12 protein-coding genes and 1 pseudogene are annotated in these 22,117 nt (G+C 47.1%); 12 read left to right on the top strand and 1 reads right to left on the bottom strand.

Translation table 11 applies throughout. From position 1 onward, the window contains the following. Positions 1-225: 225 nt before the first annotated feature. From petC to mltA, 4 genes are all read left to right on the top strand, one after another. Positions 226-765 (top strand): cytochrome b6-f complex iron-sulfur subunit, encoded by a 540-nt coding sequence (petC, locus tag CHRO_RS10045; RefSeq protein ID WP_015154092.1) that lies wholly within the window; start codon positions 226-228, stop codon positions 763-765. Between the two features lie 145 nt (positions 766-910). After that, positions 911-1,912, top strand: coding sequence for a cytochrome f (gene petA / locus CHRO_RS10040; RefSeq protein ID WP_015154091.1), 1,002 nt, complete (start codon positions 911-913; stop codon positions 1,910-1,912). 421 nt (positions 1,913-2,333) lie between these two features. Next, positions 2,334-2,585, top strand: a complete 252-nt coding sequence (locus CHRO_RS10035) for a hypothetical protein (protein WP_015154090.1) — start codon at positions 2,334-2,336, stop codon at positions 2,583-2,585. A gap of 8 nt (positions 2,586-2,593) precedes the next feature. Continuing rightward, positions 2,594-3,775 carry a murein transglycosylase A gene (gene mltA / locus CHRO_RS10030; RefSeq protein ID WP_015154089.1) on the top strand — a complete coding sequence of 394 codons (1,182 nt, stop codon included), beginning with the start codon at positions 2,594-2,596 and terminating at the stop codon, positions 3,773-3,775. 27 nt (positions 3,776-3,802) lie between these two features. Here mltA and CHRO_RS29560 read toward each other — a convergent pair whose 3' ends face one another. Continuing rightward, entirely contained in the window at positions 3,803-8,197 is a 4,395-nt protein-coding gene (locus tag CHRO_RS29560; protein WP_015154088.1) for an nSTAND1 domain-containing NTPase, read from the bottom strand. Between the two features lie 705 nt (positions 8,198-8,902). Here CHRO_RS29560 and CHRO_RS10020 point away from each other — a divergent pair. From CHRO_RS10020 to CHRO_RS33285, 8 genes and pseudogenes are all read left to right on the top strand, one after another. Continuing rightward, the gene (locus CHRO_RS10020; protein WP_015154087.1) at positions 8,903-9,355 is read left to right on the top strand and encodes a hypothetical protein; all 453 of its coding nucleotides are present in this window, start codon (positions 8,903-8,905) and stop codon (positions 9,353-9,355) included. A 39-nt stretch (positions 9,356-9,394) separates the two neighbouring features. Next, positions 9,395-10,684, top strand: a complete 1,290-nt coding sequence (locus tag CHRO_RS10015) for a hypothetical protein (RefSeq protein WP_015154086.1) — start codon at positions 9,395-9,397, stop codon at positions 10,682-10,684. Positions 10,685-10,762: 78 nt separating this feature from the next. Then, a complete protein-coding gene (locus tag CHRO_RS10010; protein ID WP_181824303.1) occupies positions 10,763-11,107 on the top strand; it encodes a hypothetical protein in 345 nt (114 codons plus the stop codon). A 130-nt stretch (positions 11,108-11,237) separates the two neighbouring features. Then, a complete protein-coding gene (locus CHRO_RS10005) occupies positions 11,238-12,326 on the top strand; it encodes a response regulator (protein ID WP_015154085.1) in 1,089 nt (362 codons plus the stop codon). A 35-nt stretch (positions 12,327-12,361) separates the two neighbouring features. Beyond that, positions 12,362-15,349, top strand: a complete 2,988-nt coding sequence (locus CHRO_RS10000) for an ATP-binding protein (protein WP_015154084.1) — start codon at positions 12,362-12,364, stop codon at positions 15,347-15,349. Positions 15,350-15,362: 13 nt separating this feature from the next. Beyond that, positions 15,363-15,500: pseudogene (locus tag CHRO_RS09995) on the top strand (element excision factor XisH family protein); the annotation flags it as partial. 60 nt (positions 15,501-15,560) lie between these two features. Then, a complete protein-coding gene (locus tag CHRO_RS09990; protein ID WP_015154082.1) occupies positions 15,561-15,899 on the top strand; it encodes a XisI protein in 339 nt (112 codons plus the stop codon). Positions 15,900-16,275: 376 nt separating this feature from the next. Further along, on the top strand, positions 16,276-22,074 hold the full coding sequence (locus CHRO_RS33285; RefSeq protein WP_015154081.1) for an ATP-binding protein: 5,799 nt from the start codon (positions 16,276-16,278) through the stop codon (positions 22,072-22,074). Positions 22,075-22,117: the final 43 nt, after the last annotated feature.

Genomic DNA, 22,117 nt, shown 5'->3' with positions numbered 1-22,117 from the left:
GTTTGTGGATGACAGGGCAGTCTTCAGAACAGTTACTAGTTTTATAGCGATCGATCGCCAAAAGTTTCAGAGGGGAATTTAGAATTTGCCTCAAACGTACTACGCTTAGGATTGTGGAAAAATCTGACTCCCACTGAGAAAAACCTAAAAACTGATAACTGGTCGCTGGTCGCTGGTCACTGTGAAGAGGGTTGTAAACAAAGGTAAAAGCGCAAAAGAAAAGTTATGGCTCAGATTTCTGAATCAATGGATGTCCCAGGAATGGGGCGACGGCAATTCATGAACTTATTGACTTTTGGGACAATCACAGGTACAGCGCTAGGAGCATTGTACCCAGTAGTCAAATACTTTATTCCGCCTGCTGCTGGTGGTGCAGGTGGAGGTGTAACGGCAAAAGACGAACTCGGTAATGACGTGAGCGTGAGTCAGTTTACTGCCAACCGTAATCCAGGCGATCGCTCGTTGGTTCAAGGACTGAAGGGCGACCCCACCTACTTGATTGTAGAAAGCAAAGGCGCGGTCGGCGAATATGGCTTAAATGCCGTGTGTACCCACTTGGGCTGTGTCGTGCCTTGGAACGCAGCAGAAAACAAGTTTAAGTGTCCTTGTCACGGCTCCCAATACGATAATACGGGTAAAGTCGTGCGCGGTCCCGCCCCCCTATCGCTGGCACTGGTTCACACCGCAGTCCAAGATGACAAAGTCGTGTTAACGCCTTGGACGGAAACCGATTTTCGCACTGGGGAAGATCCTTGGTGGGCTTAGAGCTGCCGCAATTTGTAGCGTATGAGTCTTGATGATTAGGGAGTCGGGAGTCGGGAGTCGGGAGTCGGGAAATTTTGACTTTTGACTTTTGACTTTTGACTTTTCCCTTTACCCCTTACTCCTAGTTTTAATTAGTTGTCTGCCGATGAAAAGAGTTTCGATCCGAGCAAGATGGTCTTGCAGTGCTAGAGCGATCGCCAAGATGGTGCTGGTGGCGATCGCTACAGTAGCCTTTTTCTTCTCTAGCGATTTTGCCCTGCCACAAGCGGCTGCTGCCTATCCTTTCTGGGCGCAGCAATCTTATCCTGAAAGCCCTAGAGAAGCAACCGGACGTATTGTCTGTGCTAACTGCCACCTAGCGGCAAAACCAACAGAAGTAGAAATACCGCAATCGGTATTGCCCGATAGCGTGTTTGAGGCAGTCGTAAAAATTCCCTACGACACTAACGTTCAACAAGTTGTTGCCGATGGCTCTAAAGGTGGGCTTCAGGTTGGTGCGGTTTTGATGTTACCAGAAGGCTTCAAAATTGCTCCTCCCGAACGCATCTCTGAGGAAATGAAGGAGAAAGTTGGCGATCTTTATTTCCAACCCTACAGCGAAGACCAGGAAAATGTGGTCATCGTCGGACCCCTTCCTGGCGAACAATATCAAGAAATTGTCTTCCCAGTCCTTTCGCCCGACCCAGCTAAAGACAAGAGCGTTCATTTTGGTAAATACCCCGTTCACGTCGGTGGTAACAGAGGACGCGGTCAAGTCTACCCCACTGGTGAAAAGAGCAATAACGCTGCTTATACTGCTTCTGCTGCTGGCACAATTTCCAAAATTGCCAAAGTGGAAGATGAATTTGGTAATGCTAAATACGAAGTTAGCATCCAGACTGAATCTGGAGAGACAAAAGTTGACACCGTTCCGGCTGGACCTGCTTTTATCGTCTCTGAAGGACAAACAGTTGCAGCTGGTGATGCTTTGACCGATAACCCCAATGTAGGTGGCTTCGGTCAAGATGACGGAGAAATCGTGCTACAAAGTTCTACCAGAGTACAGTGGTTGTTGGCATTCTTGGCAGCAATTATGTTGTGTCAAGTTCTACTAGTACTGAAGAAAAAGCAGGTAGAAAAAGTCCAAGCAGCTGAAATGAATTTCTAAGTGAAGGTATCATCCGGCAGAGCCGGAATTACTTTTGTGTAGGACAGGCATTTTGCTTGTTTTCTATAACTGAAACTGATAAGACAGGCATCATGTCTGTCTTTTTTTTGTGACAACAGATATACAGATTGCGATCGCAACATTAGGTAAGCTCGAAAACTGTAATTTTTTGCAAAATAGCTCACAAAAAAGAGAACACTTAGATTTAGTAGCACCAGAAATTAAACTTTAATACCGTCAGAACAAAATCAGTGAATTAAATTAATCGAACGATTAAAGTTTTTAAATCACTTTAATAAAAGTTAAATATTTGTCACATAAATATTTTCACTACACTCAAAACTTATAATGCTCTACTATTCTCATTTTGGTGAAAAGTAGTTGACAATTGACTGAACGAGTTTGAGAATTTTGAGACAGTATGCCTAGAAATCCAAGCGAATATGCGGTACACATTTTAATGGAAGGCGGACACCGAGAAGAAATTCGGTTTACCGACGTGCAAGATTTCCAGAAGTGGTTTGGTAACGAGCTGTCACCGAAAGCCGCTTCTAATGACTTTATCAGCGTCCCGATTAAAAACATTCAGGGTGAGTACATGGTAGTGCGTCCATCGCGCATCTTGGCAATTCGAGTAGAACCGATGTTTAGTTCTAGTGTAGAAAGATTTTAGTCAGAGGCATGAGAAAGAAGATAGCTTCGATCGCCCTTGGTGTGGGAGTCGTCATTTTTACCGCAAGTTCGTTCCCTGTCGCCCGCGCCGTACCGCGCTTGTTGAGCGTGACACAGCAACAAAATCTTGCTTGTTGTCAGCCCGAACTCTTGGGATTAGACGAGCAAATTTGGGGTGAAAAGGGGCAAGCAGGAGACTGGCGATCGCTACTACGATCGATCGACCATAGTTTGAAGTATATTCAATCGCCAGCAGCGGCGAGGGCATATCGCAAATATCCAGTTAAAGGGATTACCCGCGATCGCGTTTGGCGCAGTTTAGTGCGCTTTCGGCAATTAGTCGTGAAATCTCGTACTCCCGCCGAACTACAAGCCGCAGTCAGGCGCGAATTTGATTTCTATCAATCTTCTGGGCGCAATGGCAGAGGAGAAGTCTTATTTACGGCATACTACGAACCGATATATTTAGCTAGTCGCGTCCCTACCGCAGAATTTCGCTACCCCCTTTATCGTTTACCTCCTAACTTTGACAAATTGCAACATTTAACTCGGTGGCAATTAGAAGGTAAAGATGGCTTGTCGGGATCGAAAAATCGGCTGCGAGGGCTAGAAATTGTCTGGCTGCGCGATCGCTTAGAAGCACTGTTAGTCCAAATTCAAGGATCTGCCCGTTTGCTGCTTCCAGATGGCAAGATGATGACTCTCGGTTACGCTGGCAAAACAGCCCATCCCTACGTCAGTCTTGGTAAGGAACTTGCAAAAGACGGCAAATTGCCTTTAAGCGGTTTAACCTTACCCGTGATGATCGATTATTTCCGCAGGCATCCAGAGGAATTGAATAACTACATTCCCCGCGTGCGAGGTTTCGTCTTCTTTCGCGAAACTCACGGCGCACCTGCAACTGGTAGTCTTGGAGTGCCAGTGACAGCAGAACGTTCGATCGCAACGGATAAATCTCTGATGCCCCCTGGTGCATTAGCATTGATGCAAACCGCACTGCCCTTTGCTAGCAATTTCGGTCAGCTAGAGTATCGAAACGTCAGCCGCTACGTATTAGATCAAGACACTGGTAGCGCCATCAAGGGAGCAGGTAGGGTAGATTATTTCATGGGTACGGGGCAACTTGCAGGCGATCGCGCTGGCGTGACGGGTAGTCGGGGACACCTCTACTATTTGTTGTTGAAACAGTAAGAGAGAAGAGGTAGGGCGATCGTAATTTTATCGATCTTCAAGCGATCGCTCGCTAAGCCGATCGCGCCTTGCCTGAAATTCGTCTTTCTGGCGATCGTTCCAGCCACCCCATTTGAGACAAGTATCGCCAGCAACTTTATCTTTAACAAGCAGAGTATGTTCGTGCAGTTGGTTACATGCTATTTTAAGTAACTGTTCGACCTTAAGCTCTCGATCCCACAACCGCAAAGTGTTGTCCTGACTACCACTGACAATGTACCTACCATTGGAACTGAAGGCGACTGAGAATATTGTATTCTCATGTCCTTGAAGAATGCTCGTGAGTTGCCCTTGCAAATCCCATAAGCGTAAGGTGTTGTCCCGACTACCACTGACAATCGACTTGCCATCGGGACTAAAAGCAACTGAGAAAACAGAATCCGTATGTCCGACAAACGGTTTACCAATCGGTTGCCCTTGCAAATTCCACAAGCGTAGGGTGTTGTCATCACTGCCACTGACAATCAACTTGCCATCGGGACTAAAGCCGACTGACCAGACAGAATTTGTATGTCCGATAAACGGTTTGCCGATCGGTTGTCCTTGCAAATTCCACAAGCGCACGCTGTTGTCATCACTACCACTAGCAATAAACTTGCCGTCAGGACTAAAGGCGACTGACAAAACATAATTTGTATGTCCGACAAACGGTTTGCCAATCGCTTTTCCTTGTAAATTCCACAAGCGTAGGGTGTTGTCACCACTACCACTGACAATTAACTTGCCATCGGGACTAAAGCCGACTGAGTTGACATAATTTGTATGTCCGACAAACGGTTTGCCGATCGGTTGTCCTTGCAAATTCCACAAACGTAGGGTGTTGTCATTACTACCACTGACAATTAACTTGCCATCAGGACTAAAGGCAACTGACCAGACAGAATTTGTGTGTCCGACAAACGGTTTGCCGATGGGTTGTCCTTGCAAATTCCACAAGCGCACGCTGTTGTCACCACTACCACTAGCAATAGATTTACCATCGGGACTAAAGCCGACTGACCAGACAGAATTGGTATATGCGACAAAAGATTTGCCGATCGGTTGTCCTTGCAGATCCCATAAACGCACGCTGTTGTCGTCGCTGCCACTGACAATCGACTTGCCGTCGGGACTAAAGGCAACTGAGTAGACACGCTGTGTATGCCCGACAAGTGGTTTGCCAATTGGTTGTCCTTGTAAATTCCATAAGCGCACGCTGTTGTCATCGCTACCACTGACAATCGACTTACCGTCGGGACTAAAGGTAACTGACAAAACATAATTTGTATGTCCGATAAACGGTTTGCCAATTGCTTTTCCTTGCAAATTCCACAAGCGCAGGGTATTGTCACCACTGCCACTAACAATAGATTTACCATCGGGACTAAAGCCGACTGACTGGACAAAACTTCTATGTCCGACAAAAGGTTTGCCGATCGCTTGTCCTTGCAAATTCCATAAGCGCAGGGTGTTGTCACCACTGCCACTAACAATAGATTTACCATCGGGACTAAAGCCGACTGAGTAGACAAAACCCTTATGCCCTTCAAACGGTTTGCCGATCGGTTGTCCTTGCAGATCCCATAAGCGCACGCTGCTATCACCACTACCACTGACAATCGACTTGCCGTCGGGACTAAAAGCAACTGAGTAGACAAAACCCGTATGTCCTTCAAACGGTTTGCCGATCGGTTGTCCTTGCAGATCCCATAAGCGCACGCTGCTGTCCCTACTACCACTGACAATCGACTTGCCATCAGGACTAAAAGCGACCGACTGGACAGAATCTGTATGTCCGACAAAAGGTTTGCCGATCGCTTTTCCTTTACGATCCCATAATTGTAAATTCCCGTCTGAGCTACCTGTAACAATTGTCGCGCCATCGGGACTAATAGCAGTAGCCCAACCCGAACTTAACCGATTTCGTTCTCTGATGTCGGTTTGGACAACTTGCAATAAACTAGATTCAACGGCAGCTGTTACTCTGTTCAGCTCTGATAAACTTTGACCAGTAGCTTGAATGGCGAGAACTAATCGCTCTACAGGCTTTGTCGTTAGTAAATTATCTATTGTGGTAACTTTTTCACCTAATTCGGCATTGGTTGCCTGCCTCTTAGCATTCTGCCAAAAAACCATATTACTTCCTGCGGCAACTACAGCTAATACAGATACAACTCCCAAACCAACTGCCCTACTCCGAAGCTTTTTATTGGTCTTAGCTTGTTCTTCTGCACGTTGTTCTGCTTGTTGACGTGCCTCTTTTTGGAATTGTGCTAGTTGTCGTGCTGTTTCTAATTCTCGTCGTCTGCTTTCTTTCTCTTGTTGATGTAGGCGATCGCGCAGTTTTTGACTCTCTTCAATATACTCTTCTGCTAGTCCATCCAACATCCCTAATGAACTATATTTTTCTAAATACTCTTCTGCCCACCCTAATCTCGTTTCTTGAAGTAAGTATTCTGGTTTACGTTCATTTTCCTGCCATTCCTGTGCAGAGGCTTCAATTCTGCGTTCGATCGCGATCGCGTTTTGATATTCTCTTTTCCACTCATTTAACTGCGTCCAGTGGCGGAGCAAAGCTTCATGGACGACATCTAAAATCACATCATGGGATTCTTCATCATCCGTTTTTGTAATTAACCGTGCATCTTTATCGGCTAACTTCTCGCTAACTTGTTGCAGCAGTTCGAGGGAATGATGGGAATTAGCCATCTCTTGTAAACGCGCGCGCCGCCTTGTATCCGTGGTTTCTCCCATCTGAGTCAATTCTAGAAAAATTCGCCGCGCCACAGTTTTTTCTTCAGCTAAGAGACTGTTGTAGATTTCATCTGCACGTTTTTGTAACGTTCCCTCAATCCCACCTAAACCCTCATAAGTTTTTAGATAAAGAAACTTTTCTCCTTGCTGTCTCGACTCGCGCCATAATTCTGTCAGGGTATATTGCAGCAGAGGCAAACTTCCAGGATAATCCTCAACATCGTCAATCAGTTTGCGTTTTAACTCTCCTTCTATGCCTACTCCTACCAAATCGGCAGGTTTAGTAATAGCTGCTTCAATTTCCTGAGAGTTCAAATGTTCGACAATGAAATGTTTATCAATCTTTTCAGCTACTTGGGGATATTCTCGCAGTCTTGCCCGAAAATCCGATCGCATCCCAATTAAAATACAAATTGTATCTACACTATCAATTAATTCTCTCAAATATTTAAAGAATTCTTTCTGTTTGCTTTCATCGCACATGGTAAAGCATTCTTCAAATTGATCGATAATCAAGACGGTAGGTGTATTTAGTACTTTTAACTTCTCTACCGTCTGATGAAAAATATTTACCGTTGCATTTTGAGACAAGGAAAGGTCGGGAAACGAGCGCGAAAAAGCAGCCAATAAACTTTTAAGAGGAGTTTCTTTAGGGGTAAATGGAGTAATATACATCCAGCGATCGCTCCCTGGAATTTCCTGTCCTAGCTTCAATCCATAGAGTAATCCAGCCCGTAACAAAGATGATTTTCCACTCCCAGAAGCTCCTAATACAGTGATTAAGCGCTGTTTATTTCCTAGCTTTTGAATTAACTGCTTTGTCAATGCTTCCCGTCCGTAAAAGACCTCTGCATCTTCTTTATTCTCGCTAAAATACGACAGGGAACGATAAGGACATTTATCCTGAAAGCTTTTTTTAGGTAATCCAGTCGTTAGCAGAATTGCTCGTTGAGAATTAGCAATTAAGGGACGCTGACTTGTTTGCGCCATGCGCTTTTCGATAGAATCTGCTAATTTGTGGCTATTTACAATCCCATCTGGATCGTTTTCGGGATTCAATCCTTCAAGTAATGCTTGTGTCAACAATCCCTGTTCGTGAGGAATTTCTACTCCAGTTTCATAGGAACGAGTGGCAGTAATTAAACAGTAATCTTTGTCTGTGGGAATATATCCGATCAATTCACCGCTATAGCAGCAATCTAGCCAAACAATGACTCGCTTAACTTGACTTTTTTGCAATTGTTTTCCCAACCATCTCAGAGATATACCATAGATTTTTTCTTCAGGAAATGCATCGCTAGTCGCTAAAAAGACTTCTCTTTTCCCATTAATAGTGTGATACCATCCATGTCCTGAAAAGAAGAACAAAGCTGTTTCAGCGGGTGGGTTTGGCGGAGGAGGATTGAAGAGATTTGTAATTGCTTCTCGCAGTTCTTTCGCCTTGACAACTGCTTGAAGATCGTTTTGACTCTCTCCTTTTTGATTTGAGGTTTCTGGTAAACGCTGAACGCGAAAGGTTCTATAACCGTATTGTTCTATCTTTTCCGCAATTTTTTTCGCATCCTGTGTTGCTGCTGTTAGCGGTTTCAGTTTGCTAAAATCTGGATAGTAATTAATCCCAATAACTTGAGCTGTCCATTCAGATGCCATTTTCCTACTTCGCTAATGATTGGAACAGTTGTTGAAGCTAGCGGCGATCGCCCCTGACAATATTACACACCACAAATTAGAAATATTCTTCACTAGTTAACTTAAGTTTTACAGAAAAATCGGTTGCAAATCCTGCAATTTTTAGATTAAAAATTTGTTAAAACTTTGCAAAGTTAAAACTATGCGATCGTTTATACTAAATCGAGATAATGAAGCGATCTAAAAGTTTCGTTTAATTTGTAAAAATTAGCACGTAGAGTGGGTAAGGCTTACTTATTTTTTATGCGAAGAATGTTATATCAAAGTTAGATTATTAACACCGATCGAGCATAAAAATACTGAGGAAATAGCAACAATTGCTGTGCTAATCGATCTTTCAATTCCAATCCACGATTGATGAAACAGGCATCTATAGCCTTTTTCAATTCGATGAAATACAAGATCTGTAGGGGCGCACAGCTGTGCGCCCCTACGAATGTATCGCATTATAACGAGAATCGCTATAAGTCAATTCAAAGGTATTTTATTACTAGTTATAAAGTATACAGCTTAAATCCAAAGAACTGTTTTATACTTGCAAAATATCATAAAATAATCTCTTACGCGAACATAGATTCGATAACATTTATTTAACCAGGATTTTTCAGTAATCGCAGAGCTTAGGTTTGTTTACATTCAGCAGTAGTGAGTTTAAGGTTGAAACCTATGCAAAACAAGACTGACAGTACTGTAATAGCATTTCTCTTGGCGTTTCAAGACTTAAAAACTTCCCTGAGCAAACAAGAGAAGCAGAAACTTAAAGAAGTTGCGAAGCAATTAAACACTCAACCAAAAGCTTGGGAAAACTATACTAAAAAACTTTTACTGGAGATGATTGCTGCTAATTCTGAATTAGATCGTTCATTTCAATATTATAAAACTCGATTGGATAACATAAAACAACTGCCCAGTAATTTACTTCCTAATGAAGCTGAAACTAATAAGCTCAATGCTTTGGGTAGAACTGCTATGACTAAAGGCTTTAAGCCGAAAACCGAAGCTAGCGGCTATGAAAGTCAAATCAATAATGTTGTTATCGTCGTTGGTAGTTCTGAAGCACCAGAAGAAACAGTTAAAAACATTAGCTTTTTAGAGAAAGTGAAAGAATTTTTGCATTGACTAGTCTAAGTGAATTAACGTCTATCTTCCGAACACCTCATGAGCGATTTAATTTATCCTACTCTCGATTTATTTATATATGCTTTAAACACTCCCCTCAATGCAACTTATGAAGAAACTCAAAAAAATAAAATAGCCTTTTTATCTCAATTGCCGGATGGTACTCAAATCGACGATTCTGACAGTGAAACTGAGTATTCTAAACTTACGAAGCCAGCTCAAATTGACTTCAAATCAAACGATGAGGAATTAGAAGGATACTACTATCCTGTCAGACTTAATGACACTTATGGCTTACAAATTGATTGTTCTGTTAAAAATCAAACCGATCCTCAACCAGCTAAACGTTTTAAAACTCTCAAAACTGAAATTGATAGCAGACATCATAAAGAACTAGTAGCCATTGGACAAACCTGGTTACTTTCTGGTTATCTATCCAAAGATTTCTTTCAAAATCCTGAAGATATTGCCCAAGATTGTTATTATGCTTTATTTGAGGACAATAACTACCAACAAAAAAGTAGCGGTACTTTTTTAGGTAGCAGTATTTTTGAATTTTTGGGATCGCGGAATCTGGATCGGAATGAAAGTAGCGATCGCCATGTCATTATTGCTATTTATTCCAACCGAGAAAGCGCTGAAAAAGCGGCAGAATTTTATTCAGATTGGATGGGTTTATTTTGCTATCGAAATAAAATCACCTGGGCTTATCGGCAAAGCCGTTTGGTCAAAGAATCTTTGATTAAACACTATAAAAAAGTTGAAGAAAATCGCAAGATTATCGACCAAAGCGACTACTGGCAGAAAAAACAAAACTTTGCTATTTCTCGCAAAATTTTAAACAATATTAGTGACATTCTTCAACAATACACTATCGATTTACTCAAACTTTCCTTTCAAAAAAAAATTATTGAAATTAATTTATCCAACTATCAAACTCGTTTGAATCTTATTAAAGAAAAAGCAAATCGAAGCGACCGATTAGATTTTTTAGAAAACTTTAGCGATCTAGCTACCAAAAAATATCTACTGCAACTCACTAAAGATATTGAGAACATGCAACTTGGGTTGCAACTTTTAAAAGATACAATTAACGCTATCCGCAGTCATATAGAAGTTGAAAAAGCCGCACGCGATCGCAATTTTCAAGAGTTTGTCGCTGTTGTAGGTGCTGGTGTAGCCACAGTATCTCTACTAAAAGAGCCTGTAAAAGATTGCAAAGATATTTTTAGTAAAACTGACATCTGCAATTACCCTTTCAGTTTCAGTCTTGCAATTGGTGTCCTCGTTGGTTTTGGATTTTGGTTGCTGAGAAAACGATTGCTATAGTAGACAACTCTGGAGTATGTGGGGTATTGCCTTGAGTAGGCTTCTATAGCTGATAAAACTTGAAAACCCCTGAAAATATTGAGTTTCAGGGGGTTGACTCAAAAAGCGGGTAGCGAGAATCGAACTCACATCAATAGCTTGGAAGGCTATGGAAAAGGTTTAATTTACAAGGGTTTCAGTCATCTCAGGGCAAAGATGGAAAGTCAAGAATGGAAGCAGCAATGGCAAGCAACAGTGCTATCTGCCCTGGAGCAGCAGGTTAGAATTGGCAAGATAATACTCTTTTGCTACGCTTCCTTTCAAGTTCAGATCGCCAAACCAGTAAAGCCAGAGGCGTTAGTGGGGGCGATCGCTAATCCGATTGGCTGGCATTGGAAACAGGTATCGCACTGTCTAAAGAGTGCTTGTATCATAGTAAATTGAGCAAGCAATTCTCAGAAGTAAAAATTTTTATCTGCTGAAGTTCTTTTTTACTGCTGTCTTGGGGTGAGAATCTTGAGAAACTGTATAAGTCATGAAAGTCAGCGGGTAAGAGGAAGCTAAGATACAATCCATGAGCGACGAGAACTTTAGAGGATATATTCAACTAATTCATCAGCAGATAGCAGTTCTGCACAATTATATGATGCAGTCATCTCCCCCGCTACAAAAAAAGGTGACTGAAGCTCTAGAGGAGATTGCTGCTGCCCTGGAAAATCTCCAACTGGATATCGAGGAGATGCAGACGAGTTTGGAAGCATCAGCCGTCGTTGAGGAGGAGCTTTTCGGGCAAAATCAACAAGCGATGCAAGAGCGTCAGTATTATTACGATTTGTTTCAATTCAGCCCAGATGCTTATTTGGTGACCGATAGCAATGGAGTCATCCTAAAAGCTAATCGGGCGATCGCTACACTACTACATGTGCCACAAAACTATCTGGTTGGTAAACCACTCGCTGTTTATATTGCACAAAGCGATCGCATGAGCTTTCGCGCTCTTCTCAACCAGCTTCCTTTTATCAGTGACGTGCAAAATTGGGAGATAAACCTATGCCCAAGAGGCGGTAACTCGTTTGCAGCGCTTTTGAAAGTGGCGCAATGCCTCGATGATGCTGGTGCGATCGAGGCATTGCGAATTGGCGTGCATGACATTAGCGAGTACAAGCAGGTTGTTACTCAACCCGCCTTTGCACTTAACCGCGAAGATATCCCAGCCCAAGTAACTACTCCCCTCACCGTACTGCCACACGCCCTTGACGACTTACAGGTTCTTGTGGTGGACGACGAAGCCGATGCCCGCGAATTTGTTACCGCTGTTTTGGAGTCACATGGCATTCGCGTGACGGCAGTAGCAACCGCCGCCGCAGCGTTAGAGGCAATGGAGCAATTCCATCCCGATGTTTTAGTTAGCGACATTCGGATGCCCTATGAGGATGGGTATAGCTTGATTAGCAAAGTGCGGCAACTGGAAGCCAAGAAAGGATGGCATATTCCGGCGGCTGCGCTTACCGCCTATCTAGAAGAGGATCGCTCAAAAGCACTGGCAGCTGGATTTGAGTCGCATCTGCACAAGCTAGCTCAACCTACAGAGTTGATTGAAATGGTGACTCGATTGGCTGGACGCGCTTCCACAAGCACAAGTGCGATTCGTTCAACTGGCTGAAAAATCAACATTTTTATTCAGGAGAAGGCACGACAATGACCCCCCAAGCCCAATCTAATTCTTTGTCTGAGACGATTTTTGCGGGTGGGGGCGAGATGGGTGCATTGATACGATCGCACGACTGGTCAACCACGCCATTAGGTTCTGTCGAGAACTGGTCGCAGAGCCTGCGTACCTCCGTCAGCACCATGCTCGCGTCTCGCTTTGCCCACACCATTCTCTGGGGAGAGGACGACATCCAGCTTTACAACGATGCCATGATTGCTATTTATGGGGCATATCACCCCAAGGCGCTGGGACAACCCGTGCGCGAGACGTGGTCAGAAGTTTGGGATGACCAGCTTAAACCCCTGTGTGAGAGCGTCAGGAATACGGGTGTAGCCGTTTTTGCGGAAGATCAGCTCAATCCTCTTTTGCGCTTTGGCTACCTGGAAGAAACCTATTTTACTAACTGCTATAGCCCCATTCGGGATGAGACGGACAAGATCGGTGGAGTCCTTGCAACCACGACTGAGACGACTCAGCAAGTGATTGGTCAACGTCGCTTGACGATGCTGCGAGAGCTAGCCACGGCGGTCAGTGGGGCAAAAACGCGCTTGTCCGCCTACCTCACTGCTGCCGATGCGCTCGATCCTTACGATATTCCCTTTGCCCTGTTCTATCAGGTCAGTGGTAACTTGGCAGAACGGGTGGCTTTAAGCGGGCTGCCCGCAAACAGTGCCGCTGCGCCAAGAGAGATCGATTTGACCGATCGCTCAAGTTGCTGGTCGCTGGGGGACGTTCTCCAGAGCCGTGAATCGCTGCTGATTACTGATGTCGTCGATCGCTTCGGATCGCTCCCGGTCGAACCGTGGGGGGAAAGTCCCCATTCTGCTTTCATTCTCCCGATTCTGTCGAGCAACAAAGAACAGGTGGAATGTCTGCTGGTGGCAGGAATTAGCCCCCGGCTTGAGTTCAATGCCAAATATCGCTCATTCCTCGAACTGGTGGCTCAGCAGGTGGAAAGTTCGATCGCCACGGCTCACAGCTATGAGCAGGAACGCCAGAGAGCAGAGGCATTAGCAGAACTCGATCGCGCCAAAACTGAGTTCTTCAGCAATGTTAGCCATGAATTTCGCACACCCCTCACCTTGATGTTGGGTCCTGCCGAAGATGCGTTAACCGATCGAGACGATCCGCTGTCGCCCAATCAACGACAGCGCATTGAAGTGATGCAGCGCAATGGGTTGCGGTTGCTAAAGCTAGTGAATACGCTCCTGGATTTCTCACGGATTGAAAGCGATCGCACATCTGCTGTTTACGAACCGACCGATTTGGCAACCTTTACCGCAGAATTAGCCAGTGTATTTCGCGCTTGCATCGAGAAGGCAAACTTGCGCTTGGTGGTCGATTGTCCTCCCCTGCCCGATCCAGTGTATGTCGATCGCGAGATGTGGGAAAAGATTGTTCTCAATTTGATCTCAAACGCTTTCAAATTCACGTTCACAGGTGCGATTACCGTTCGCCTGCATCAAGTCGGCGATTGGGTTGAGCTAGCGATACAAGACACGGGCATTGGTGTTCCAGCCGCAGAAATTCCCCGTCTGTTTGAACGATTCCATCGGGTCAAAGGAGCGCAGGGACGGACATTTGAAGGATCGGGGATTGGTTTATCGCTCTGTGAGGAATTGGTAAAACTGCATGGTGGAACAGTTAAGGTTAGCAGTGTTGAGGGGGAAGGCAGTTGCTTTAGCGTATTTATTCCAACCGGATGCGCCCATCTGCCTGCCCAACAGATTGGCTCGACTCGCACCATGACCTCAACCGCTCTTGGGACATCTCCCTACGTGGAAGAAGCGTTGCAATGGCTACCTGAAGAGAGCAGGGGGAGCAGGGGGAGCAGATGGAGTGAAGAGCCATTGAACGGTAACTCTCTTTCCCCCTCAGCCTCCTCAGCTCCCTCAGCCTCCCCAGCCTGCGTTCTGCTGGTAGATGACAACGCCGATATGCGTGACTATTTGAAGCGGTTGTTAAGTCAACGCGCTCAGGTGGAAACAGCAGCAAATGGCGCGATCGCCCTTAACTTAATCCAACAACAACTCCCCGATCTAGTGCTGAGTGATGTGATGATGCCAGAGATGGACGGGTTCCAACTACTTGAGGCACTGCGGGCTGACCCTGCAACCAAAAGTATTCCGATTATTCTGCTATCAGCACGGGCGGGAGAAGAAGCAACGATCGAAGGACTGGAAGCAGGGGCAGATGATTACCTGATCAAACCCTTCTCTGCCCGCGAACTGGTGGCGCGAGTAGAGACGCAACTACAAATGTCACGCCTGCGCCAGGAGCAATCCGCCAACCGCCTCAAGAATGAGTTTCTCATGACCGTAACTCACGAACTGCAAGCCCCACTTGCCGCGATTCTCGGTTGGGCGCGCTTATTACAAACAAAACCTTTTGACCAAACCAAGATGGCTCGTGCATTGGCAACGATCGAGCGCAACGCCACAGTTGAGGCAAAACTGGTGAGAGATTTGTTAGATATTTCTAGCATTCTCTCAGGAAAGTTTCAATTACAACTTCAAAGAGTCAATCTCGTCACCCTGACTAAAGAAGTTGTGACAACGCTACGTGAAACAACCCAAGCAAAGCAAATTCAACTGGTCGAGACGATACCTGACGGTGTAGAAATCTCTGTTTTGGGCAATCCCGATCGCCTGCGACAAATCATCATCAATTTGCTATCCAATGCGATCAAATTCACAGCTAAAGGAGGACGAGTAAACATCCGGCTGGAACGCCTTGGTTCTGTTGCTCAAATTACCGTTACCGATACTGGGATTGGCATTGCACAATCGTTTCTCCCCCAGGTTTTCGATCGCTTTAGTCAAGCTGAAGTACCCAGCTCTCATTCTCCTGGAGGGGTGGGAATTGGCTTGGCGATCGCCCGTCACTTGGTTGAATTGCATCACGGTACGATCGAAGCAGCAAGCGAGGGAGAAGGACGAGGCGCAACCTTTACCGTCAAGCTACCATTAGTTTGACAGTTTAGGTAATATGGCTAAAGACATTTTTCACGATCCCGTCAAGCTCGCACTGCAAAAAGATGGCTGGATAATTACCCACGACCCCTATCGCCTGCGCTATGGCGTTGCCGATATTTACATCTACCTTGCGGCAGAGGAAGCGATCGCTAATAAACCGCTATGACGTTCGGTTGATTATTTATAATTCAGATCGGGAGGCGATCGAGCAATGGAGCGAGTAAATCAATATCGCCAAATTGTGTGCGATCTCTTGCAAGATTTTGCCGCTGACGATCCGGAAGCTCAGTTGATTTTTGACGAGCAGCGCGATCGCTATCTTGTCATGCACAATGGTTGGCGCAACGACTACCGCATCTATGGTTGTGCCATGCAACTAGACCTGATTGAGGGCAAAGTCTGGATTCAGCACAATAGCACTGAAATTGTCATCGATCGAGAACTAGTTGGGCGTGGCATTGCACCCCAGGATATTGTTTTAGGATTTCGAGCGCCTAAAGTGAGAGAACGCCTTGCTGCTTTACAAAAAAATATTGGCAGCAAGCCTTGAGATAAGGAGTGATGTTAAATCAAGAGTATGTGAATTAACTGAATGAGTTAGCAAACAGGCAAATTGAGAAAGCAATTTACCTTTTTGCTTGCGGAAAACACAGAAATGAATGCGCGATTTACCTAAATGAGAAAGCAATTAGACAAATTGAGAAAGCAAGGAGTCTTTTTGCTAAATGCTATGACAGTTACGTTTAAAGGAAAGGTAGTAGAAGTTGGTTTGTACTACTTTTGATTTTCAAGCGTCCAACTGTACGGAGATATAATTGAAGTAGCAAGCGATGGAGAAGGGCGCGGCGCAAGTTTTACCGTCAAGCTGCCGTTAGTAATTTCTACCGAATTGAAACATAGCACCCAACACTGTAGCAGTAAGGATAATGCAGCGATCGCGATCGGAGACAGTGACGCTAGATGATATTTTAATTACCGAGGAGATATCGCGGCGATCGCCCCGTCCCCCTAATTGGCAGGCAGAAGCTCAGGCAATGCTACCGCTGGCACGACAGATGGTGCGCGATTCGGAAAGCCTGCTGCAAACTTTGGTAGAAATCGCCCTGGAGCTATGTCAGGCGGGGACAGCAGGCGTGAGCTTGCTAGAAACGAGTGACGGGGAAGAAGTCTTTCGCTGGAGTGAATTAGCTGGAAGATTCACACACGATGGCTTGATTCCCCGCGACTTTAGCCCTTGTGGGGTTTGTGTCGATCGCGGCACACCGCAGCTTTTTTCTCATCCTGAACGGTATTTCACGTATCTTCAAGACGCGAACACCCCGATCGTTGAAGCCTTACTCTTGCCCTTGATTGCTGATGACCATGCGATCGGCGCGATTTGGATTATGTCGCACGACGAGCAACGGCATTTTGACGCAGAAGATGTGCGGGTGATGACGAGTTTGGCAGACTTTACCGCCGCAGCCCTACTCTTGAAACAGCAACAAACGAGGGAATTACTAGCTGTCAACGCGGCTTTGGAGGTAAAAGTTGAGGAACACAGACAGGCAGAAGATCGCGCACGGGCTTTAATCTCGAATCTTCCCGGTGGGGCTGCGTTTGTCGTCGATCGCGATCTCCGCTACCTGCTTGCCGAAGGAGAAGCTTTATCCGCAGCCGGATTTAAACCCGAAGATTTCATCGGACAAACAATTTTCGAGGTGCTGCCGCCCGAATTAACGACGAATTATGAGATATTGTACCGTAAAGCTCTTGCTGGCGAGTCGTTTGAGTACGAACACAACGCTCACGATCGCTCGTATATATCGCGCGGAACACCCCTTCGTTCTGTAAACGGTGAAGTCTATGCGGTGCTGGCTGTTTCCTATGACATTAGCGATCGCAAAATTGCCGAAGCAGCGATCGCGGCAGACTTTAAAGATACACAACTGTTGCGTGACCTGAGCGCACGACTCACCACTGAAGGCGACATTCAGGTGATTTACAACGAGATTGTGGCAACGGCGATCGCCCTCACCCGCGCAGATGCCGGATCGATCCAAATTCTGGAGGTCGCGACGCAAGACCTGCTGCTGCTGGCAACTCAAGGCTTTGAGCGCGACCTGACCGATCGTTTCTATCGCGTTGATGCCAGTTCCAATACATCCTGTGGTAGAGCATTGGTAACGGGCGATCGCACCTTTGTTGATTTCGATGTGCCAGAGAGCGAAGACCCGCATGGCTCGATGCGACTGCACGTTGAGGCTGGGTATCTCTCGGCACAGTCCACCCCGCTGATTGCCCGTTCGGGCAAAGCGATCGGCATGGTTTCGACTCACTGGTGCAAACACCATCGACCGAGCGATCGCGAACTACGGTTTCTCGATTTACTCGTCCGCCAAGCCGCTGACTTGCTCGAGCAGCGACAAGCCCAAGCCGCCCTGCGCGAGAGCGAAGCGCATTTCCGCGCATTCGTCAACGCCAGCTCGGACATTGTGTATAGAATGAGCGCAGATTGGAGCGTGATGCACAACCTCGATGGCAAGCAGTTCATCGCCAGCACCACCGATCCGAAGCGCACTTGGCTTGATGAATATATTCCCGAAGATGAACAGCCGCAGGTGTGGGCTACCATTGAATCAGCCATCCAAACCAAAAGCAATTTTGAATTAGAACACCGCGTTTTTCGAGAAGACGGCACGATCGGCTGGACGTTCTCGCGTGCCATTCCGTTGCTGAATCAGCAGGGTGAGATTATTGAATGGTTCGGAGCAGCCAGTGATATCAGCGATCGCAAGCTAAGAGAAGCAGCCTTGCGCGAATCGGAAGAAAAATACCGCACGCTTTTTGATTCGATGGATGAGGGCTACATTCTCGTTGATGTGATTTTTGACGAGAATGACCAGCCAATAGACATCCTCTATTTAGAAGCAAATCCGGCGGCGGTGAAAATGATGGGAACCGAACTCGTCGTCCGACGAACCCTGGAGATTAACTCCAACTTTGAATCGCATTGGTTTGAAACCTTTGGCAGAGTTGCGCGAACCGGCATTGGCGAACGCCACGAGTTTTACACCGCACCGCTTGATGTTTGGTATAACTTCTACGTTTTCAAAGTGGGTGAGCCAAACGAGACGCGAGTTGCTGCTGTTTATCAGGACGTAAGCGATCGCAAACGCCGTGAAGCGAATCTCGCTCTTCTCGCCCAAATCGCCGAAGATTCTTCTCGCCTTGCTTCCGAAGAAGCCATTATGAAAAGCACCGGTGAGCGACTAGCAACGCATCTGCGGCTCGACGGCTTCAATTTCTCCTACGTTGACGAACGGCACGAATCGGTAACGATAAAATATAGCTGGAACGCGGCGGACGTGCCGCAACTCCTGGGAACGTTTCGCTTCGCCGAATATATGACCGAAGAGTCCACCCGCACGATGCGCGCCGGAGAAACTTGGGTCGTCTGCGACACGCAACACGATGAGCGCACTGACGCGCAAGCCACCGCCGCCATCGATGTCGCTGCGGTTATCGTCGTCCCTTATCACTGGCGGGGCGAATGGCAAGGCTGTCTGACGGTGACCTGCCGCGAGGTGCGCGAGTGGACGGTAGATGAAATCGCTTTAATCGTTGAAGTCTCGAACCGCACGTTCCCCCGCCTCGAACGCGCCCGTGCTGAAGAAGATTTGCGCGAATCGGAAGTGAAATATCGATCGCTGTTCACGTCGATCGACGAAGGCTACGCGCTGTGCGAAGTGATGTATGACGAGAACGAGAAACCCGTTGACTTGCGTTATCTGGAAGTCAATCCGGCGTTCGAGCAATTGAGCGGATTGGAAAACGCGGTGGGCAAAACGGCAGTGGAACTCAATCCCATCCTTGAATCCTTCTGGTTGGAAGCGATCGACAGAGTTATCCAGACAGGCGTTGCCACCCGCGTTGAAGATTACGCTGAAGGCTTAAACCGCTGGATAGATATTTACTTTTCGCGGGTTGGGGGTGAGGGCAGTCGCCAAATTGCCGTTGTGTTTAACGACATCACCGATCGCAAGCGAACAGAAGCACAATTGCGCCGCGCTGCTGAAATGGATGCGTTCCGGGTCAAGTTGTCGGATGCGCTGCGATCGCTCTCCGACTCTGTAGAGATACAGATGACAGCTAGTCGTGTCCTGCGCGAGCATCTCGGCGCGATTCGGGTCTGCTACTTCGAGGCATTTGATCAAACAGAAGAAGTGTCTGCTACTGCTGAGGACTTAATCGCGGACGCTCCGCCCTTTGTCGGACACACTTATCGCTTCACGGACTTCGAGCCAGCAGCGATCGTGGAGGCTCGAACCGGACGCACGACTTGGCGAGACGATGTGACGACAGACGAAAGCCTGTCACTCGAACAGCAATCCGCATGTGCGATGACTCAGACCCGTGCGTGGGTTCTCGCCCCGCTTGTCAAGAAAGGACGCTTCGTAGCGTGCCTAGTCGCGTATTTCAACGAACCCCATCCTTGGACTCCAGACGAGATCGCATTGTTAGAAGAAACCGCTGAGCGCACTTGGGCAGCAGTGGAACGCGCCCGCGCTGAAGCAGCGATGCGCGAATTGGAACTGCAACGGATTCGTGAGTCTGCTGTTCGCGAAGAAGAACGCCAACAAGCGGAGACCCTAGCAGAACTCGATCGCGCCAAAACAACTTTCTTCAGCAATGTATCGCACGAATTCCGCACGCCGTTAACGCTGCTGCTGGCTCCGCTGCAAGATGCGTTGAGCGATCGCACCCACCCCCTTGCTTCCGCTCACCGCGAACGGCTGGAACTGGCGCATCGAAACGCGAATAGACTCCTAAAATTGGTCAATACCCTGCTCGACTTCTCGCGCATCGAAGTTGGACGCATGGAAGCAGTCTACGAACCGACCGATTTGGCAATGTTCACGACGGAGCTAGCCAGCGTATTCCGTTCTGCGATCGAGCGAGCAGGGCTGCGGCTAATTGTCGATTGCCCACCGTTGCCAGAACCCGTGTATGTCGATCGCGAGATGTGGGAAAAAATTGTCCTTAACCTGCTCTCCAACGCCTTAAAGTTTACCCTAGAAGGCGAAATCGCTGTTAGACTGCATCGAGCTGATGGCGAATGCGCGCAGCGCAACGGCAGAGCCGAACGCGTCCGGTTACAAATACAAGATACAGGTACAGGAATTGCGCCGGAAGAACTGCCCCATCTGTTCGAGCGATTCTACCAGGTACGAGGAGCGCAAGCACGGACACATGAAGGGTCTGGGATTGGTCTAGCCCTAGTGCATGAACTGATTCGACTGCATGTTGGCAGCGTAGACGTAAGCAGCGTCGTGGGACAGGGAACCTGCTTCACCGTCACAATTCCTTTAGGCACAGCTCACCTACAGGGCGATCGCCTACGTCGAGTCGTAGGCGATTCTCCTTCGGAGACGCTTCGCGAACGTAACACAACACAACGCACTCAGGCATCAACCGCGATCGGTGCTGCCTCCTATGTTGAAGAGGCAGAGCGTTGGCTACCAGCAGATTCAGCTCCCCCCCAGCCACCCGATCTTCGGGGAGAAAATATAGTGAAAGTCCCCCTTGCCAAGGGGAATTTAGGGGAATCTCTGGGGTTACAGACAGATGCTACATTCCCTTCTGCTCGCATTCTCCTGGTCGATGACAATGCCGATATGCGCGATTACCTGACAAGAATACTAAGCGAATACGTCCAAGTCGAAGCAGTTGCGGATGGAGCAACGGCGCTGGCGGCGGTTCAAGAACGAGCGCCAAATCTGGTGCTGAGCGATGTGATGATGCCAGGACTAGACGGCTTTGCATTGCTAAAAGCATTGCGTGCCGACCCACCAACCAGAGAGATTCCCATCATTCTGCTTTCTGCCCGTGCCGGAGAAGAATCGATCGTAGAAGGGTTGGAAGCGGGAGCGGACGATTATCTGATCAAGCCCTTCTCTGCTGCTGAATTAGTGTCTCGCGTGAATGCCCATCTCCAGATGGCGCAACTACGGGGAGAAGCACTCCGCCAGGAAAGAACCACCAGCCGTAGAAAAGATGAGTTGTTGTCAACCGTTTCCCACGAACTGAATACTCCCTTGGTTGCCATTCTCGGTTGGACGCGGTTGTTGCGCGGCTCACCACCCAGTCAATCTATGTTAATGAAATCGCTAGAGACGATCGAGCGTAATGCCACGCTGCAAGCCAAACTGATTCAGGACTTGCTGGATATTTCCCGCATTACAGCAGGTAAAGTGCGTTTGAGTCTTCAGCCTGTCGAACTGCAATCGGTAATTGAAAACGCGATCGCAGCAGTCTTGACTGCTGCGATCGCCAAAGACATTCATTTACAGTGGCAACCAACCGACCGCAATCCGAGTGTTACTGTTTTGGGCGATCGCGATCGCCTGCAACAAACGATCTGTAATCTCCTGACTAATGCCATTAAATTCACTCCAGAATCAGGCAGCATCACTGTTCAATTGGTAGTGAAGGAGAGTTGGGAATCAAAAGTAGCCGAGATCGGGATTACAGACACGGGTATTGGCATTGCTACTGATTTTCTTCCCCATGTGTTCGATCGCTTCCGTCAAGCCGAAGGAGCAGATTCAGCTAAGGGATTGGGACTGGGGTTAGCGATCGCTCGTCACCTAGTCGAACTCCACAATGGCACGATCCATGCCGAAAGTTCTGGAGCGGGGCTTGGCGCAACCTTTACCGTCAAGCTACCGATTTTACAAGAGTGATAAATTCTTTGTTATAAGCTGAAGTTGGAGGATAAATCTCAAA

Origin of the sequence: Chroococcidiopsis thermalis PCC 7203 (genome assembly GCF_000317125.1) — a bacterium.
Classification (GTDB): Bacteria; Cyanobacteriota; Cyanobacteriia; order Cyanobacteriales; family Chroococcidiopsidaceae; genus Chroococcidiopsis; species Chroococcidiopsis thermalis.
Note: the sequence above shows the minus strand (reverse complement) of the source record. Positions and strands in the feature narration are given on the sequence as shown.

Excerpts from the sequence above, each read along its gene's own strand:
- petC (WP_015154092.1), top strand. The coding sequence starts at position 226 with ATGGCTCAGATTTCTGAATCAATGGATGTCCCAGGAATGGGGCGACGG.
- petA (WP_015154091.1), top strand. The coding sequence starts at position 911 with ATGAAAAGAGTTTCGATCCGAGCAAGATGGTCTTGCAGTGCTAGAGCG.
- CHRO_RS10035 (WP_015154090.1), top strand. The coding sequence starts at position 2,334 with ATGCCTAGAAATCCAAGCGAATATGCGGTACACATTTTAATGGAAGGC.
- mltA (WP_015154089.1), top strand. The coding sequence starts at position 2,594 with ATGAGAAAGAAGATAGCTTCGATCGCCCTTGGTGTGGGAGTCGTCATT.
- CHRO_RS29560 (WP_015154088.1), bottom strand. The coding sequence starts at position 8,197 with ATGGCATCTGAATGGACAGCTCAAGTTATTGGGATTAATTACTATCCA.
- CHRO_RS10020 (WP_015154087.1), top strand. The coding sequence starts at position 8,903 with ATGCAAAACAAGACTGACAGTACTGTAATAGCATTTCTCTTGGCGTTT.
- CHRO_RS10015 (WP_015154086.1), top strand. The coding sequence starts at position 9,395 with ATGAGCGATTTAATTTATCCTACTCTCGATTTATTTATATATGCTTTA.
- CHRO_RS10005 (WP_015154085.1), top strand. The coding sequence starts at position 11,238 with ATGAGCGACGAGAACTTTAGAGGATATATTCAACTAATTCATCAGCAG.
- CHRO_RS10000 (WP_015154084.1), top strand. The coding sequence starts at position 12,362 with ATGACCCCCCAAGCCCAATCTAATTCTTTGTCTGAGACGATTTTTGCG.
- CHRO_RS09990 (WP_015154082.1), top strand. The coding sequence starts at position 15,561 with ATGGAGCGAGTAAATCAATATCGCCAAATTGTGTGCGATCTCTTGCAA.
- CHRO_RS33285 (WP_015154081.1), top strand. The coding sequence starts at position 16,276 with ATGCAGCGATCGCGATCGGAGACAGTGACGCTAGATGATATTTTAATT.